Genomic DNA, 15916 nt, shown 5'->3' on the forward strand with positions numbered 1-15916 from the left:
TATTGTGAGACGTAACAAGGGAAATGCCATTAAGTTAAAGCCATCACAATCAATCAATGGGTAGTCTTGCAGGAGCAGGCTTTGCCAGCATGGATACTGGCATAGAGCCTATGGATGTATTTACGGCGTTCTTTGACGGACACCCCGGTGCCGAATTTCGATCTACTATGGGTATACATGGAGATGAACTGTGAAGTTTATTAAAATTCGTTTTATTAGTGTCGCCTCCTTATTCAACAAGTCATTTCCGGCTAATTAGCCCCAGGTCCAGACGAATCCACTATGATCACTGACTCGTTAACAACCCAATCACAAGATGTCGCCAGTCGCGGTAAAAATCTTTCTGTGGTTTTCATATATGCGCTGTTTGCTACCGTTTGGATTTTACTTTCCGATCAGTTGACCCGTATTTTTTTTGACGACCCGGAAACGATTATTCTCGTCAGTATCTTAAAAGGATGGCTTTTCGTCATTATCACTTCACTGATGCTCTATGGCTTGATGCTTCGCTGGTTTAAGGTTCCCGCAGCAGTTGCCGTTAAAGCAAAAAAGTCTGCTCTACAGGCTTGGATATTTGTGTTGTTAGCCTTAGTCATTGTTGTGTTGACCTGTTCCTTTATGTTCTTGTCTATAAAACATCATAAACAACAAAAGATCAGTCAACTGCAGGCCGTGGCCGATCTGAAGTCACGGCAAATAGGCGATTGGCGGCAAGAACGGCAGCGTTATGCAGAATTTATGCAAACTAGCTTTTTCTATGCCAGACAATACCGTTTGTGGCAAGAATCAGGTAATCACCAAAGCGGGAAAGAGTTAGACATCCGATTGGAGCAATCGGTCAGGATCCATATGTATGATGGTGTAACATTGATCAGTCCACTCGGAGCCCGGTTATGGAGTTCTTATTCTGATTCGGTCGCCCTTTCTCAGAAAACAATAGATGCGGTTCTCTTAACAAGTGCCGATAGAAAAGTCCATGAAATAGGTCCTTATCGAGACGCGACAGGCAGTGCCAGGCTGGATTTCGTTGTGCCGATTAACCGTGTGTCCAAAGAGGGTGCAGTCCCCGTTCTTATCCAGCATTTTGAACTGGATAAGTGGCTTTTTCCTGCGCTGACACATGGGCCGATGATCAGTGCCAGTGTAGAAACCTTATTGATCAGAAAAGACGATGATCAGTTGTTCTATCTTAATCCGTTAAAGGACAATGCAAATGCTGAACTCAATCTTCGTTTACCGGTTTCGACACCCAAGCTATTAGCTGCCCAGTTGTTTCGTAACGAAATTCAGTTGGGAGAACCGATTGAAGGCGTTGACTACCGTAACGAACCCGTTATCGGTGTAGCGCAGGCTATTGAAGGCAGTGATTGGGTATTAATTTGCAAGCTGGACATGGCTGAACTTTATGCTGAAGCCCGAGAGGATATTGTATGGATAGGCATGGTGGGTTTATTGTCTCTATTCGTGGCGGGTGCCGGTCATTATTTGCTGCGGAAGGGCCAACAATTAGAACTATCTCGGTTTGAACAGGAATCTCAAGCAAGGCAACTGCAAGCTTTGAACCTTTTATCCGCCATTGCCGATAGTTCCAGTGATGCTATATTTGCCAAGGATTTGCAGGGCCGCTATATGCTGTTTAATGCCGCAGCCAGTCAGATTGTCGGTAAGTCGGTTGATGAGGTGATCGGCCGGGATGATACGGCTTTATTTCCTGCAGATCAGGCTGAAATGCTCATGGCTATCGGCCGCCGCGTGCTGGCTGAGAATAAAACGATTACTGGGGAAGAAACAATCATGACAGCAGATGGCGTCCGAGTGTTTTCTTCGATCAAGGGGCCTTTATACGATGGTGACGGTCATGTTAGCGGCTTGTTTGGTATATCGCGAGACATCACCGAACGTAAGAAGGCGGAAGAAGAACTCCGCATCAGTAAGGAACGTCTGCAGTTGGCGCTTGAGGTCACGACTGTCGGGCTTTGGGATTGGGATATTCAGAGCGATGTTGCCTATCTATCGCCCCGTTACTATGAAATTACCGGTTACCGGGCCGATGAGGTCACGCCAGATTTTGCATTTTTTAAAAGCACCATTCATCCTGATGATTTGCCATTAGTAATGAAGACCATAGACGCTCATTTGCAGGGGATCATTACCGCTGTTGATGTCGATTATCGTCTTCAAAAGCCGGCAGGGCAAATTACCTGGGTTAATGAAAAAGGCCGAGTCGTCGAATGGACGAATGAGGGTAAACCGCTAAGGATGATAGGGACTATTAACGATATCAGTGCCGCTAAGGTTGCCGAACATGCGCTGCGAAAGCAAGCTGAGGAATTGGCTGAGCGAAATGCAGAAATGGAACGTTTCAATCGTGCCTCGGTTGGCCGTGAACTGGACATGATTGCATTGAAGCAACAGATTAACGAATTGTCCCGGCAGCTTGGTCAGGAGCCGCCTTTCAGGTTGTCTTTTTTGGATGAGCCGGGTGAAGGAGGCGAGATTTGAACAGGCTACAAGATGTCATTCCAACCGGTTTGCATCAATTTATATCCGCTACCTTAATGATTGCAATTTCTATGGTTTATATTTCCGATTTTGCAAGGAAATTAGTTATTTCATTGGGTTACGATTTATTTAAGTATAGATTTTAGGTGTTTATGGTGTACTGGTCACTTTGCTGAGTGAGGCTTGCACGATAGCTATTCCCGTTTTGAAACCAAATTAGAACGGGCTGCGGCGGGCATCGTCAAGATGGGTGGGGTTATTGAGGATAAGTTTGAATCTGGAAAAATGCGGTCACCTGTTTTTCGCTATCAGGAGCGCCCGTTCATGCTGAGAAGTATAAATCGGAGTTTTTATGAGTTCGACAAAAAGCATTTTATTAGAGGGTGATCGCTTGAGCAGCGTTGAGAATGGAGTCAACAGTTTTGTCCTAAAGGCAGTGGGTTTTAACGATTTTGCCGAGACTGCAGCGCGTTTAGGGGTCTATTGGCTGGCGACTTCCGAGGGCCCGCCTCGATGAAAGTATTAGTTATTGAAGATATCACCTCAGATTTTTTATTGCTGGAGCGATTTCTCCGCCTGAATGGAATTGAGGGCGAATGTCAGTGTATCGCTACTAATCAAGAGTTGGAACACGCTTTACAGTCCTCGTGGGATGTCGTGCTATCGGATTACAATGTGCCCGGTATGGATTTTCGTACCACGCTTCAACAAATCCACAATTCCAATTCCGAATTGCCTGTGATTTTAGTATCCGGTAGCGTGGGCGAAGAAATGGCGGTAGAGCTGTTACGCTTGGGAATGGTTGATTTTGTCTTTAAGAATAATCTTATCCGCCTGGTGCCGGCTATGCGGCGCGCGATAGATGAGGTTAATGAGCGCCGCATACGTCACGCCGCTGAAACGGTATTGCACGAAACCCAGGAACGCGCTTTGAAAGTACAGCGTCAGGCGCAATTGGCCGCAATGAATTTGATGGAAGATGCCATCATTGCTCGAAATCAGGCAGAGACGGTAAATGCGGCGTTACGCGAGAGCGAACAGCGTTTGATACTGGCCCAGGAAGGTGCTCATGTCGGTATCTGGGATTGGGATATTAGTAATGATAAACCCTATTGGTCGCCCGAATGTTTTCGGATTTACGGACTTGCCCCAGGTGAATTAAAAAGGAATGAAGATTTTTTAGCACGGGTGCATCCGGATGACTTGCCATTGTTTGAGGCGGTGTGGGCGACACATATCATGCAGGGCAAGCCTTTCGAGGTAGAGTTCCGCTTCAGGCGGAATTCGGGCGAAGTGTGCTGGTTAATCAGCAAGGGGCAGGCTCAATATGACCAGGACGGCAAACCGATCAGACTCTCCGGCATCAATCTGGATATTACCGAACGCAAAAACAGTGAACAGCAGTTACGCAAATTGGTTGAAGTCGTCGAGCAAAGCCCAGTAAGTACCATTATTACCTGCCTGGATGGCAATATTGAATATGTCAATGAGGCGTTCATTCAAGTCTGCGGCTATAGCCGTGAGGAGTTGGTGGGTCAAAATCCCCGTGTTCTGAAGTCAGGCAAGACATCGGCCGAGATTTATTTAAAACTGTGGGATGCGCTTAAGTCCGGCAAGACCTGGAAGGGGGAGTTCATCAATAGACGCAAAGACGGCAGCGAATATGTGGAATACGCGATTATTATTCCTATCCGTGACGCAGATGGAAGCATTTCTCACTATGCAGCTTTGAAAGAGGATATCTCTGATAATAAAAGGCTCAATGAAGAGTTGGATCAGCATCGCCACCATCTGGAAGCGCTGGTAAAGCAGCGCACTTTCGAGCTGGAAACTGCATGGGCTTCTGCTGATGCGGCTAATCGTGCCAAGAGCTCATTTCTGGCCAACATGAGTCATGAAATTCGCACGCCCATGAATGCCATCATCGGCATGACTTATTTACTTCGGCGAAGCGGTCTGACTGCCGAGCAAAATGAGCGGTTGAACAAAATAGATACGGCTACACAGCATCTACTTTCTATCATCAATGACATCCTCGATATATCTAAGATTGAGGCGGGTCATATGCAGCTGGAAGAAGTCGATTTTTCACTGAGCGTGGTGCTGGATAATATCTATTCAATGATTTCCGATAAAGCTCGGGCTAAAGGTTTAAGTATCAGGTTCGATTGCGAACAGGTTCCGAAGTGGCTGCGGGGTGATCCAACCCGTTTGCGCCAAGCTTTGCTTAACTATGCCGACAATGCGGTCAAGTTTACTGACTCCGGTGAAATTTGTTTGTGTGTCAGCGTGCTTGAAGAGAGTCGCGAAGGTTTATTGATTCGTTTTGAATTTCAGGATTCCGGAGTCGGAATAGAGGAGGATAAATTACCAATATTATTTGAAGCATTTGCTCAGGCGGATGCTTCTACCACACGTAAATTCGGTGGCACCGGATTAGGACTGGCAATTACCAAGCGGTTGGCAAGCATGATGGGAGGCGATACAGGAGTCAGAAGTATCTTGGGGAAAGGCAGCACTTTCTGGTTTACGGCCCGGTTTCAGCGAGGTCAAGGTCAAATGCCGGAAAGACAGGAATCAGCAGTGGCCGCCGAGGTGGTTTTGCGCCGAGATCATAGTGGTGCCTGCGTGTTGCTGGTGGAGGATAATCTGGTCAATCGTGAGGTGGCTTTGGAGTTGTTGTACGGAGTTGGTCTGGCCGTGCATACGGCGGAAAACGGTCGGGTAGCTTTACAGAAGGCGAGTAAAATGAATTACGATTTGATATTAATGGATGTACAGATGCCTGTTATGGATGGTTTGACGGCAACCCAAAAGATTCGCGCGCAACCGGGTCTGGCCTCCTTGCCGATTTTGGCAATGACCTCCAATGCTTTTAATGAAGACCGGTTGGCTTGTCTTGCAGCCGGCATGAATGATTTTGTCGCCAAGCCGGTTATGCCTGGAGAGCTTTATGCGACATTGTTGCGCTGGCTATCAAAGAAAGGACAGCCTGAGGTTGCCCCTGTGGAGCCCAATAGCACTGACAAAACCCCAGTTGCATCGGCATTAATTGATTCGGCTGCCAAAGCTCCGCCTGAATCATTACCGCCTATAGATGGAATGGACTTTGCTCCGCCTCTCCAGGTTCTTCGTGGCAATATCACCAAATATAAAGCCTTGCTACGTCTTTTTGCGCTTTCGCATAAGGACGATATGCATGTTGCATTAAAACTGCTGGCGGAAGGCGATAAACAGGCTGTCCGGCATTTGGCGCATAGCCTGAAAGGCGTATCTTCGACGTTGGGTGCTTATCGTGTGTGTGACCGGGTGACTCAGCTGGAAAATGCCTTGTTCAAAAACGCGGAGTTGAACGAATGTACTGAACTGGCCCGGTTATGTGACAGTGAGTTGAGACAATTGGCCGAGGCGATACTTGGTTTGCCCGATGATCCAGATCAAACTCGCAGCAGCGAGATTGATCAAGAGCCCATCAAGCACATACTTGCGGAAATGGAAGGTCTGTTGATCCAGGGTAATATCCGGGCCGGGCGTCTTGCTTCTGAGTCAGTTGAACAGTTACGGGCTGTATTCGGAGATCGTTATGCCGATTTTATGCATCAACTCGAGATTTTTGATTACGAAAAGGCATTAGAAATACTAAAAGCCTGTCCTTATTACATTAAGCTTTCAGATTAAGCTGATAACGCATTTAAAAAGGCGTCATTTTCTTCCGGTGTGCCAATTGTGACTCTCAGGCAATCTTTCATCAATCCTCCTTGAGGTGACATGTTTTTAATGAGCACACCTTGTTTTTTGATGTGTTCAAACAGCGTGGTTGCCTGGTCAGCTTGAGTTCTGAATAAAATAAAATTGGCGGCACTTGGGTAGACGCAAAAGCGGTTCATCGCTTCCAATACGCTAAGTACCCGGCTTCGCTCGCTACAAAGAATAGCGGTTTGAGTGTTAAACAGTTCGCTATGCTGCAACGCAAATTCAGCGGTGGCCTGCGTTAAAATATTGATGTTGTAGGGCAGGCGGATTTTGTTGAGTTCCTGAATGACAAGAGGGTGTCCTGCCAAGTAGCCCAGTCGCAAACCGGCCAAGCCCAATTTGGAAAGTGTGCGCATCACAAGCAGATTATCAAAATGGCCCAACTCACCCATGAAGCTGGCGTTCGCAAAAGGAGCGTAAGCCTCATCCAATACCACCAAACCCTTACAAGCCTTGATGATTTCGATAACGGCCCCTTTTTCAAATAGATTGCCGGTAGGATTATTGGGGTAAGCCAGAAAGACCAGGGAAGGTTGATGGAGAGCGATGGCGTCAAGCATGGCGTCCAGATCAAGGTCAAAAGTCTCACTGTTTAACGGTACGCCGATATAGTCAAGGCCAAGTGATAGGCTGACTTGTTTGTACATGACAAAGCTGGGATCAGGCGCCAAGACACCGGAACCCGTTGGCAACGCCATCAGTAACATCTGGATGATTTCATCCGAGCCGTTGCCCAGTATCAAGCCATGCTCATCGGATATCCCGTTATTTTGTCTTAATGTCAGGCACAGTTGCCGGGCTTCAGGGTCTGGATAACGGTTTAGCGCGCAATCAGTGAGGCTGTTGAGCCATTGCTGTTTGATGTCTTCAGGCCATGAGAAAGGATTTTCCATGGCATCCAGTTTAATGAAGCTTCGGGCATCTGTCACCTTGTAAGCTGACAAGGCAAGGACTTCAGCTCTGAAAAGTGTTTTGATTTGCTCGCTGTTCATAAAAGAAGGACATGGTTTAAGGCGAAGGCGCCAACGCGTTCGTTATGATGATTTGATTCTGAATTCCGCAGAGCGGGCATGGGCAGTCAGGCTTTCTCCGCGGGCGAGAACGGAGGCGGTTTTGCCGAGTTCATGCGCGCCTGACTCGGAGCAGTTAATCAAGCTGGTCCGCTTTTGGAAATCATAGACCCCCAAAGGCGATGAAAAACGTGCTGTACCCGAGGTGGGCAATACGTGATTAGGCCCTGCGCAATAATCGCCTAAGGCTTCTGCCGTGTGCCTGCCCATAAAAATGGCGCCGGCGTGACGAATTTTTTCAGATAAGTCAGCCGGATTTGCGATCGATAATTCCAAGTGCTCCGGAGCAATGGTATTGGCCACTTCTGCGGCTTCATCCAGAGAATTGACTTTGATAAACGCACCTCTGTTACTCAGCGAGGTTTTAATGACCTCGGCACGTTCCATTTCCGGCAGTAATTTATAAATGCTTTGCTCAACCTGATTTAGGTAATCGGCATCATCGGAAATTAAAATAGCCTGGGCATTTTCGTCATGTTCCGCTTGAGAAAATAAATCCATTGCAATCCAGGCCGGATCAGTTTTTCCGTCACAAATGATCAGAATCTCTGAAGGGCCGGCGATCATGTCGATGCCCACTTGACCAAATACCAGTTTTTTTGCCGTGGCGACATAGATATTGCCGGGGCCGACAATTTTCGCAACGGCCGGGATCGATTCAGTTCCGTAGGCAAGCGCAGCGACAGCCTGTGCGCCTCCGATGGTAAATACTTTATCGACTCCGGCAAGATAAGCGGCGGCCAGTACCCATGAATTCATTTCACCTTTGGGGCAGGGTACGACCATGATCAATTCGGAAACGCCAGCCACTTTAGCCGGTATGGCATTCATCAAAACCGACGAAGGATACGCGGCTTTACCGCCGGGCACATAAAGACCTACACGGTCTAACGGGGTGATTTTCTGGCCTAAAATAGTGCCGTCGCCTTCGGTAAATTGCCACGACTCGATTTTCTGATGTTCGGCATAAGCCTTGATGCGGTTGGCGGCGGTTTCCAGTGCATGCGCTTGTTCAGGCTTCAGAGAATGCCATGCTTGCTCAAGTTGCTGCTGACTAAGGACAAGTTCGTCTGCCTGGATAATGTGTCGTTGGTCAAAACGATTGGTGTATTCGATGACGGCCGAGTCACCCTTTTTTTTGACGTGTGCGATGATGTCCAGTACCCGCTGATGGATTTCCAGATCATCGGTTTCATCCCACGCCAACAGCGCTGCCAGTTGTTGCTTAAAGTTGGCATCAGCATAATCGAGTCGGGTGATTTTAAAATCGCTCATTGCAAATTACCGTTGGGAAAGGGTTTTTTCAAATTGATCGATCAGCGTTTGAATAGCCTGGTGCTTCATTTTCATCGAAGCCTTGTTGACGACAAGTCTGGAGCTGATGTTCATGATTAATTCACGGGGCTCCAGGTTGTTGGCTTTCAATGTGTTTCCGGTGTCTACCAAGTCAACAATGCAGTCAGCCAGGCCAACCAGGGGCGCTAATTCCATTGAGCCATAAAGCTTGATGATGTCGGCCTGGATCCCGTACTGGGCAAAGTAGTTTTTGGCGGTTTTAACGTATTTGGTCGCAACCCTGACTCGACGCTTGATTTCCGGGGCATCTTTATGCATTGCAGTCATCAGACGGCATGTGGCAATTTTAAGATCCAGAGGCTCATAAAGGCTTTCTGCGCCATGTTCCAGTAAGACGTCTTTACCGGCAATACCCATGTCTGCGGCACCGTATTCAACAAAAGTGGGCACATCCGTCGCGCGAATAATGACCAGTTGTACATCTTCGCGTGTGGTCTGCAGGATCAGTTTGCGACTTGTTTTAGGGTCATCAACGGGTTTGATGCCGGCTTCTTCCAATAAAGGCAGCGCTTCTTCGTAAATTCGTCCTTTTGAGACAGCTATCGTAATCATATCTATTCTCTCAGCAGGGGACACGGCGAATCGTTGCGCCCAGTTGCGAAAGTTTTTCTTCGATGTGGTCGTAGCCTCTGTCGATGTGATAAATCCGGTCAACTAAGGTATCGCCATCAGCGGCCAGGGCGGCCAGAACCAGGCCGGCGGAAGCTCTTAAATCGGTAGCCATGACCGGAGCGCCGGTCAATTTTGCGACACCGGTACAAATAGCCGTGTTGGATTCCAGTCGGATGTCGGCGCCCATACGCTGCATTTCCTGAATATGCATGTAGCGGTTTTCAAAAATGGTTTCGGTGATGATGCCCACGCCATCGGCTACGGTATTCATGGCGGTGAACTGGGCCTGCATGTCGGTCGGAAAAGCCGGATAAGGCGCGGTGCGCACGGATACCGCTTTGGGTTTTTTGCCATGCATATCCAGTTCAATCCAGTCTTCCCCGGACGTTATTTCAGCCCCGGCTTCGACCAGTTTAGCCAGAACCGCATCCAAAATATCAGGGCGGGTGTCTTTTAGTCTAACCTTGCCGCCAGTGATAGCGGCAGCAATCAGGTAGGTGCCGGTTTCAATCCTGTCCGGCATGATCTCATAATGCAGATTGTCGACACCCAGCTTTTCTACACCTTCAATGGTCAGCACATCGGTGCCGATGCCTGAAATTTTGGCGCCCATTTTGTTGAGAAAGTAAGCCAGGTCCGATACTTCCGGTTCCTTTGCGGCGTTTTCTATTATGGTGGTGCCGGATGCCAGTGTAGCCGCCATCAGCAGATTTTCGGTCCCTGTTACGGTAATTTGCTCCAGTACCAGTCTGCAACCCTTCAGTCTTTTAGCTTTAGCAAGGATATAGCCGCCGTCCACGCTGATATCGGCGCCCATTTTTATCAAGCCGTCAATATGGATATCCACGGGGCGTGAGCCAATAGCGCAACCGCCAGGCAGGGAAACGTAAGCCTCACCGAAGCGCGCCAGTAAGGGGCCCAATACTAAAATAGAGGCCCGCATGGTCTTTACGAGTTCGTAGGGCGCCTGATAGTTGGTAATGGTTCGGGTATCAACTTCCATGTTCATTTTTTCATCAAGCACCATATGCACGCCCATGCGTCCCAGCAGTTCAATGGTTGTAGTGATGTCTTTCAGGTGAGGAATATTGCCGATACTCACGGGTGTTTCGGACAGTAAGGTAGCGGCGAGGATCGGTAAAGCCGCGTTTTTTGCACCGGAAATGCGTACTTCGCCATTAAGTGTCGTGCCGCCGGTAATAAGTAATTTATCCATAGAAGATGCTGTTTTATTCTGATAAAAGGGGGGGATCCAAAGGCGTTATTTCTGAAGGACTGCCTCCAAAATAACGCTCGTATTCCAATCCGCACAGGGTGGCCAATTTTAATAATTGCTGCGGAATATTGTTAAATTTGATCTTAACCCTGTGATTCCTGGCGTATTTTATCCATTCAATAATGAGGGCAAGGCCTGCGCTGTCAGTGGTCACGACTTGGCTAAGGTCAATTGTGACGGTCGAGTCCGGTTTTAAAAAAGCAAAGGAATTGACAATTTTCTTATCAATGGTCGAAAAGGTCAGGTCACCTTGAATGGTATAAATTCCGCTTCCTTGAGGCAAAATATTGATATTGCTCACTTTTTCTCTTCTGCCTTGTTAAAGAGGTATTTGCCTATCACTTCTTCCAGAACAATGGCTGATTGAGTGATTTCAATCTGTCCACCATTTTCAAGGTGTTCATCGGAACCGCCGGGCTGAAGATTGATGTATTGCTCGCCAAGCAGGCCAGCCGTGTAAATAGTGGCCGAAGTATCTTCGGGAATGGTGTCATATCTGGACTCGATGCTCATTTCTACGACGGATTCGAACGTTTCCTTGTCAAACGAAATCGCACTGACCCTTCCTATGCGGACTCCGGCTACCGAAACCGGCGATTTGACTTTTAATCCGCCGGAATTGGAAAATCGTGCCGTGACTTTGTAAGTGTCATCAGAGCCAAATGAACTGAGGTTGCTGACTTGCATCGCCAAAAAAAACAAACCTGTGATACTGGCAGCGACAAAAAGTCCTACCAGAGTATCTTGGGAATGGGTGTGCTGCATGTTATTGATCTCCGAACATGAGAGCAGTTAATATAAAATCCAATCCTAATATGCTGAAAGCAGAATTGACAACAGTTCGAGTCGTTGCCCTGCTGACTCCCTCTGAAGTTGGAATGGCGTCGTACCCTTCAAAAATGGCTATCCAGGTTGCGACAAAACCGAATACGATACTTTTGATCACTCCGTTGATAATGTCATCCTGAAAATCAAGATTGGCCTGCATTTGTGACCAATAAGAACCGTCATCTACGCCCAGCAAGCCTACGCCCACCAAATGGCCGCCCAATATGCCGACAGAGCTGAATAAGGCAGCCAGTAGCGGCATTGAAATAAATCCTGCCAAAAAGCGGGGTGTCATGATGCGTTTGATGGGGTCTATTGCCATCATTTCCATGCCTGAAAGCTGCTCTGTCGCTTTCATAAGTCCGATTTCCGCCGTCAGGGCTGAGCCTGCCCGACCCGCAAATAAAAGTCCGGAAACAACAGGGCCCAGTTCTCTGACCAATGAGGCTGCAACCATTACGCCTAATGCTTCCTCCGAACCAAAATCAGAGAGAATGTTATAACCTTGAAGTCCCAGTACCATGCCCACAAACAGGCCGGAGATGGTGATAATCAAAAAAGTCAAAACGCCGACGGAATAAATTTGATTAATTAATAACCGGGGGCGAATGATGACATCACCAATGCCAAACAAGGTATGCAGTAAAAAAAAAGTGGCCCGTCCGAGTTTGTTAAAGGCAGCACGCGTCGTTTTTCCTAAATGGGTCAAAAAATCAATCATGCTAATCCTGGCTATGGTAACGCGACCGGCTGCTTTTTTTAGATTCGGCGGTTTTAGGTGGTGGGCTGCTTTTTGTGCCGAAAAAACCGGGGCCTCCTGGTTTTTTGGGCCTCTTTAAGGGTTTTTCGGGTGAATAAAATAAGTCTTTAACATAATCATTAGCCGGATAATGGAAGTGCACCGGGCCATCAGGCTCGCCTTTCATAAACTGCTGAACCCAGGGGGAATCCGATGCTTCAATTTCTGCAGGTGTTCCTTGAACTGCTACTTTGCCGTCGGAAATGACATAGATGTAGTCGGATATTAATGATGTTTCCTGTACGTCATGAGAAACAATGATGCTCGTCAATCCCAGCGTAGTGTTCAAAGATTTGATCAAATGGATAAGCGCGCCCATTGAAATGGGGTCTTGGCCGGTAAAGGGTTCGTCATACATGATCATCATCGGATCCAGTGCGATAGCTCGTGCCAGCGCAACCCGCCTGGCCATGCCTCCGGAGAGTTCGCTGGGCATCAGTTTGGCGGCGCCTCTCAAACCTACGGCCTGGAGTTTCATCAATACCAATGTGCGAATCATGGATTCGGTTAAATGACTGTGTTCTCTGATTGGAAAAGCAACGTTATCGTATACATTGATATCAGTCAGCAGTGCACCACTTTGGAATAGCATGCCCATACGCTTGCGTAATTCAAACAGATCTTTACGTTTTAATTTGTGCACATCTATTCCGTCCACTGTTACTGTGCCTTGATCGGGACATAATTGCCCGCCAATCAGCTTTAGCAAGGTGGTTTTTCCGGTGCCGCTGGGTCCCATGATGGCTGTGATTTTGCCGCGTTGAATATCCAGGGACAGGTTGTCAAATATGACACGATTGCCACGGCGAAATGACAAATTACGAACGGATACTAAACTGGTGCTGATGATACTATCGTCGTCATCCATTGCGTAAGCTTCAATAATGCTAAGAAATAAACGTTCTATTTTGTCTGACCTGGACCAAATAAGTCAACAAACGTCTCTATCTCAGACGACATTGCTGATTAATTCGTGCCATAATTAGCAATTTTCGAACCATAAGAATGGATTCTTACAGTTGAAGTGTGATAATCATGACTAAAAGAAAACCGTATTTTGGGTCAGTGAAGCGTTTATCAAATGTTCAAAATACCGGGGCTGGCAAGAGTCGTTTTAATAAATGGGTTTGCTTAGAATGAAAATCAATGGATTAGAATTAAGAGAGCGGGCAAAAAAAGTCATAGACATTGAGCTGACTGCTATAGCGGCATTATCGGAGCGAATCGACGAAGAATTTGAAGCCGCATGTCGGTTGATGTTTGACTGCCGGGGCCGGGTAGTGGTTACCGGTATGGGCAAATCAGGTCATATAGGTGGCAAAATTGCCGCGACTTTGGCAAGTACCGGTACGCCTGCTTTTTTTGTGCATCCCGGAGAAGCCAGTCATGGCGATCTGGGGATGATTACCCGGCAAGATGTTGTGCTGGCTTTGTCAAATTCGGGTGAAACCGGCGAAGTGCTGACAATATTGCCTTTGATTAAACGACTCGGCGTGCCGTTGATAGCGATGACCGGAAATCCTGGCTCTACGCTGGCCAGATTTGCCACCAGGCATATCAATGTCAGCGTTGCCAAGGAGGCCTGCTCATTGGGTTTGGCGCCTACTTCCAGTACTACGGCGGCGTTGGTAATGGGTGATGCGCTGGCTGTTGCCTTGCTTGAGGCGCGTGGTTTTACCCGTGATGATTTTGCACTGTCGCATCCTGGAGGTAGTCTGGGCAAACGCTTGCTGATTCTAGTCAGTGACCTAATGCATACGGGTGAAGATATGCCACTGGTTAATGAACGCGCATTGATTAAAGTGGCGCTGATTGAGATGACCAATAAAAAATTAGGGATGACTGTTGTTGTCGATGACAACAAAAAAGTGGCCGGTGTGTTTACTGATGGCGATTTGCGAAGAATGCTGGAGAAAAATATTGATCTGCATACTACGCTTATTGGCCAGGTCATGACCCGGCAATGCTCTGTTATCGGTCCGGATCGTTTGGCGGCTGAAGCCATGCAAATCATGGAGTCCAAAAAAATAAACGGGCTGATTGTTGTTGATGATAACCGTTGCGCAATAGGCGCTTTAAATATGCATGATCTGATTCATGCCGGGATTGTATGATGGATATAGGTTCGATTGATCAAACGATAGTGGATAAGGCAAAAAAATTAAAGTTACTCATATTGGATGTGGATGGCGTGCTGACCGATGGCCGACTTTTTTTTGATGATTTCGGTAAAGAGTATAAATGTTTTCATGCCCGCGACGGACACGGCATTAAACTTTTAAGGCAATCAGGTGTGGAAGTTGCCGTCATTTCAGGGCGAAAATCAAATTCCGTAGAACTGCGCATGAGAAGTCTGGGCATTCAATTTGTCTATCAGGGGCATGAGCATAAGCTCGCCGCTTTTCAGGAAATGTTGGAGGCACTTAATATAGAACCGGAACAAACGGCTCATGTCGGAGATGATGTACTGGATTTGCCTGTGATGCTGCGAGCCGGATTGGCTGTTGCGGTTCAGGATGCGCATTTTGCGGTCAAACAGCGTGCTGATTGGTGTACCCGTGTGCCGGGTGGGCAAGGCGCGGTAAGGGAAGTGTGTGATCTGATCATGTTGGCTCAAGGCACTTTTGATTTGGCGCTTCAACCGTATCTTTAAATCATGCCTGGAAACTATAAGATTTATGTTTATGCGGCCGCTTTTGCATTAGCCAGTTGGTGGCTGTTATTGCTCAATGAAACCGAGCAAGCAAGCCTATTGCCTGGGGCAGAAGTTCACAGTCCGGATTATTTCAGCAACGGTTATACCAAATGGGAAATGGGCACTAACGGTCAATTAAAAAATAAATTAATAGCTGACGAGATGAAGCATTTTAGCGACGATGGCACCATCCATTTGACAAACCCTGTGATGACTTTGATAAACGAAGCGGCCCCGCCCTGGATTATTAAGTCTGAGACAGCCAAAGTGTCTGGTGATGGGAAACTGATCTTTTTAAATGGTAAAGCCGTTGTTCAGAGAGAGGGCGCTGCGGGTGTCAGACCCATGAAAATTAACAGCTCCAATTTACGAGTCAGGCCTGAAGAAAGCTATGCTGAAACAGATGAGTGGGCTGAATTACTCAGTCCGCCACATAGAACAGAAGGTGTCGGAATGCAGCTCAATTATGGCGATCCTATTCGTGTAAAATTGTTTGCAAAGGTGCGAGGGAAGTATGAATTTAAGAAAAAATAAAGGGTTTTTTTGGGGAATTTGGATCGCCATGGCGATGTACAGTCCGATCGGCTACTCACTGAAAAGTGATGCAGAGCAGCCGGTTTATATCGATTCAAATGCCGCAAATTATGACAATAACACCGAAATCAGCACCTACACGGGTAATGTCATTTCGACTCAAGGCAGTCTTGAGGTTAAATCCGATAAACTGGTGGTTTATTTTAAGAATGGAAATGTCGATAAGTTGGTTGCAACCGGAAATCCTGCTCGCTTTAAGCAGCAGCCCGATAATGGCGGCGAAATAACGGGCAAAGCGCTAACCGGAGAATATTACCCGGAGCAATCGTTGTTGATTTTGATAAACGAGGCGGTTGTCTGGCAGGATGGAAATACCTATGCCAGTGACATTATTCGCTATGACAGTAAAAACGCTATTGTCAAAGCAGGCGAACAAACGTCTGATTCGAAACGTGTGCGAGTCATTTTAAAACCCAAAGGACAATAAAAAA

General features: G+C 47.3%; 16 protein-coding genes. 8 read left to right on the top strand and 8 right to left on the bottom strand.

What is annotated here, in order from left to right; translation table 11 throughout:
• Positions 1-56 precede the first annotated feature (56 nt).
• From GO003_RS10790 to GO003_RS10805, 4 genes are all read left to right on the top strand, one after another.
• Complete coding sequence (locus GO003_RS10790) at positions 57-194, top strand: hypothetical protein (protein WP_231088941.1); 138 nt, start codon at positions 57-59, stop codon at positions 192-194.
• Between the two features lie 88 nt (positions 195-282).
• Positions 283-2502: a PAS domain-containing protein gene (locus GO003_RS10795; protein WP_159658721.1), complete on the top strand. Its 2220-nt coding sequence runs from the start codon at positions 283-285 to the stop codon at positions 2500-2502.
• 352 nt (positions 2503-2854) lie between these two features.
• Positions 2855-3019, top strand: a complete 165-nt coding sequence (locus GO003_RS10800; protein WP_159658720.1) for a response regulator — start codon at positions 2855-2857, stop codon at positions 3017-3019.
• Positions 3016-6180 carry a response regulator gene (locus tag GO003_RS10805; RefSeq protein ID WP_159658719.1) on the top strand — a complete coding sequence of 1055 codons (3165 nt, stop codon included), beginning with the start codon at positions 3016-3018 and terminating at the stop codon, positions 6178-6180. The genes GO003_RS10800 and GO003_RS10805 overlap by 4 nt, the downstream gene beginning before the upstream one ends.
• Here GO003_RS10805 and hisC read toward each other — a convergent pair.
• The 8 genes from hisC to GO003_RS10845 are packed head-to-tail and all read right to left on the bottom strand — an operon-like array spanning position 6177 to position 13064.
• On the bottom strand, positions 6177-7247 hold the full coding sequence (gene hisC / locus GO003_RS10810) for a histidinol-phosphate transaminase (RefSeq protein WP_159658718.1): 1071 nt from the start codon (positions 7245-7247) through the stop codon (positions 6177-6179). The genes GO003_RS10805 and hisC overlap by 4 nt on opposite strands.
• Positions 7248-7289: 42 nt before the next feature.
• On the bottom strand, positions 7290-8600 hold the full coding sequence (gene hisD, locus GO003_RS10815; RefSeq protein WP_159658717.1) for a histidinol dehydrogenase: 1311 nt from the start codon (positions 8598-8600) through the stop codon (positions 7290-7292).
• Between the two features lie 6 nt (positions 8601-8606).
• Positions 8607-9233 carry an ATP phosphoribosyltransferase gene (hisG, locus tag GO003_RS10820; protein WP_159658716.1) on the bottom strand — a complete coding sequence of 209 codons (627 nt, stop codon included), beginning with the start codon at positions 9231-9233 and terminating at the stop codon, positions 8607-8609.
• A gap of 10 nt (positions 9234-9243) precedes the next feature.
• Entirely contained in the window at positions 9244-10509 is a 1266-nt protein-coding gene (murA, locus tag GO003_RS10825) for a UDP-N-acetylglucosamine 1-carboxyvinyltransferase (RefSeq protein WP_159658715.1), read from the bottom strand.
• A gap of 13 nt (positions 10510-10522) precedes the next feature.
• Positions 10523-10870, bottom strand: a complete 348-nt coding sequence (locus GO003_RS10830; protein ID WP_159658714.1) for an STAS domain-containing protein — start codon at positions 10868-10870, stop codon at positions 10523-10525.
• The gene (gene mlaD, locus GO003_RS10835) at positions 10867-11334 is read right to left on the bottom strand and encodes an outer membrane lipid asymmetry maintenance protein MlaD (RefSeq protein WP_159658713.1); all 468 of its coding nucleotides are present in this window, start codon (positions 11332-11334) and stop codon (positions 10867-10869) included. The genes GO003_RS10830 and mlaD overlap by 4 nt, the downstream gene beginning before the upstream one ends.
• Position 11335: 1 nt before the next feature.
• Entirely contained in the window at positions 11336-12118 is a 783-nt protein-coding gene (gene mlaE / locus GO003_RS10840; RefSeq protein ID WP_159658712.1) for a lipid asymmetry maintenance ABC transporter permease subunit MlaE, read from the bottom strand.
• A 1-nt stretch (position 12119) separates the two neighbouring features.
• Positions 12120-13064 (bottom strand): ABC transporter ATP-binding protein, encoded by a 945-nt coding sequence (locus tag GO003_RS10845; RefSeq protein ID WP_159658711.1) that lies wholly within the window; start codon positions 13062-13064, stop codon positions 12120-12122.
• A gap of 268 nt (positions 13065-13332) precedes the next feature.
• On the opposite strand from GO003_RS10845, the gene GO003_RS10850 reads away from it, so the two are divergent.
• From GO003_RS10850 to lptA, 4 genes are read left to right on the top strand one after another with little or no spacing between them, the layout of a single operon-like run.
• Entirely contained in the window at positions 13333-14310 is a 978-nt protein-coding gene (locus GO003_RS10850; RefSeq protein WP_159658710.1) for a KpsF/GutQ family sugar-phosphate isomerase, read from the top strand.
• On the top strand, positions 14307-14849 hold the full coding sequence (kdsC, locus tag GO003_RS10855) for a 3-deoxy-manno-octulosonate-8-phosphatase KdsC (protein ID WP_407942097.1): 543 nt from the start codon (positions 14307-14309) through the stop codon (positions 14847-14849). The genes GO003_RS10850 and kdsC overlap by 4 nt, the downstream gene beginning before the upstream one ends.
• Positions 14850-14852: 3 nt before the next feature.
• A complete protein-coding gene (gene lptC / locus GO003_RS10860) occupies positions 14853-15425 on the top strand; it encodes an LPS export ABC transporter periplasmic protein LptC (RefSeq protein ID WP_159658709.1) in 573 nt (190 codons plus the stop codon).
• Positions 15406-15912 (top strand): lipopolysaccharide transport periplasmic protein LptA, encoded by a 507-nt coding sequence (lptA, locus tag GO003_RS10865; RefSeq protein ID WP_159658708.1) that lies wholly within the window; start codon positions 15406-15408, stop codon positions 15910-15912. The genes lptC and lptA overlap by 20 nt, the downstream gene beginning before the upstream one ends.
• The last annotated feature ends 4 nt before the right edge of the window (positions 15913-15916 follow it).

The organism is Methylicorpusculum oleiharenae (assembly GCF_009828925.2).
GTDB lineage: Bacteria > Pseudomonadota > Gammaproteobacteria > Methylococcales > Methylomonadaceae > Methylicorpusculum > Methylicorpusculum oleiharenae.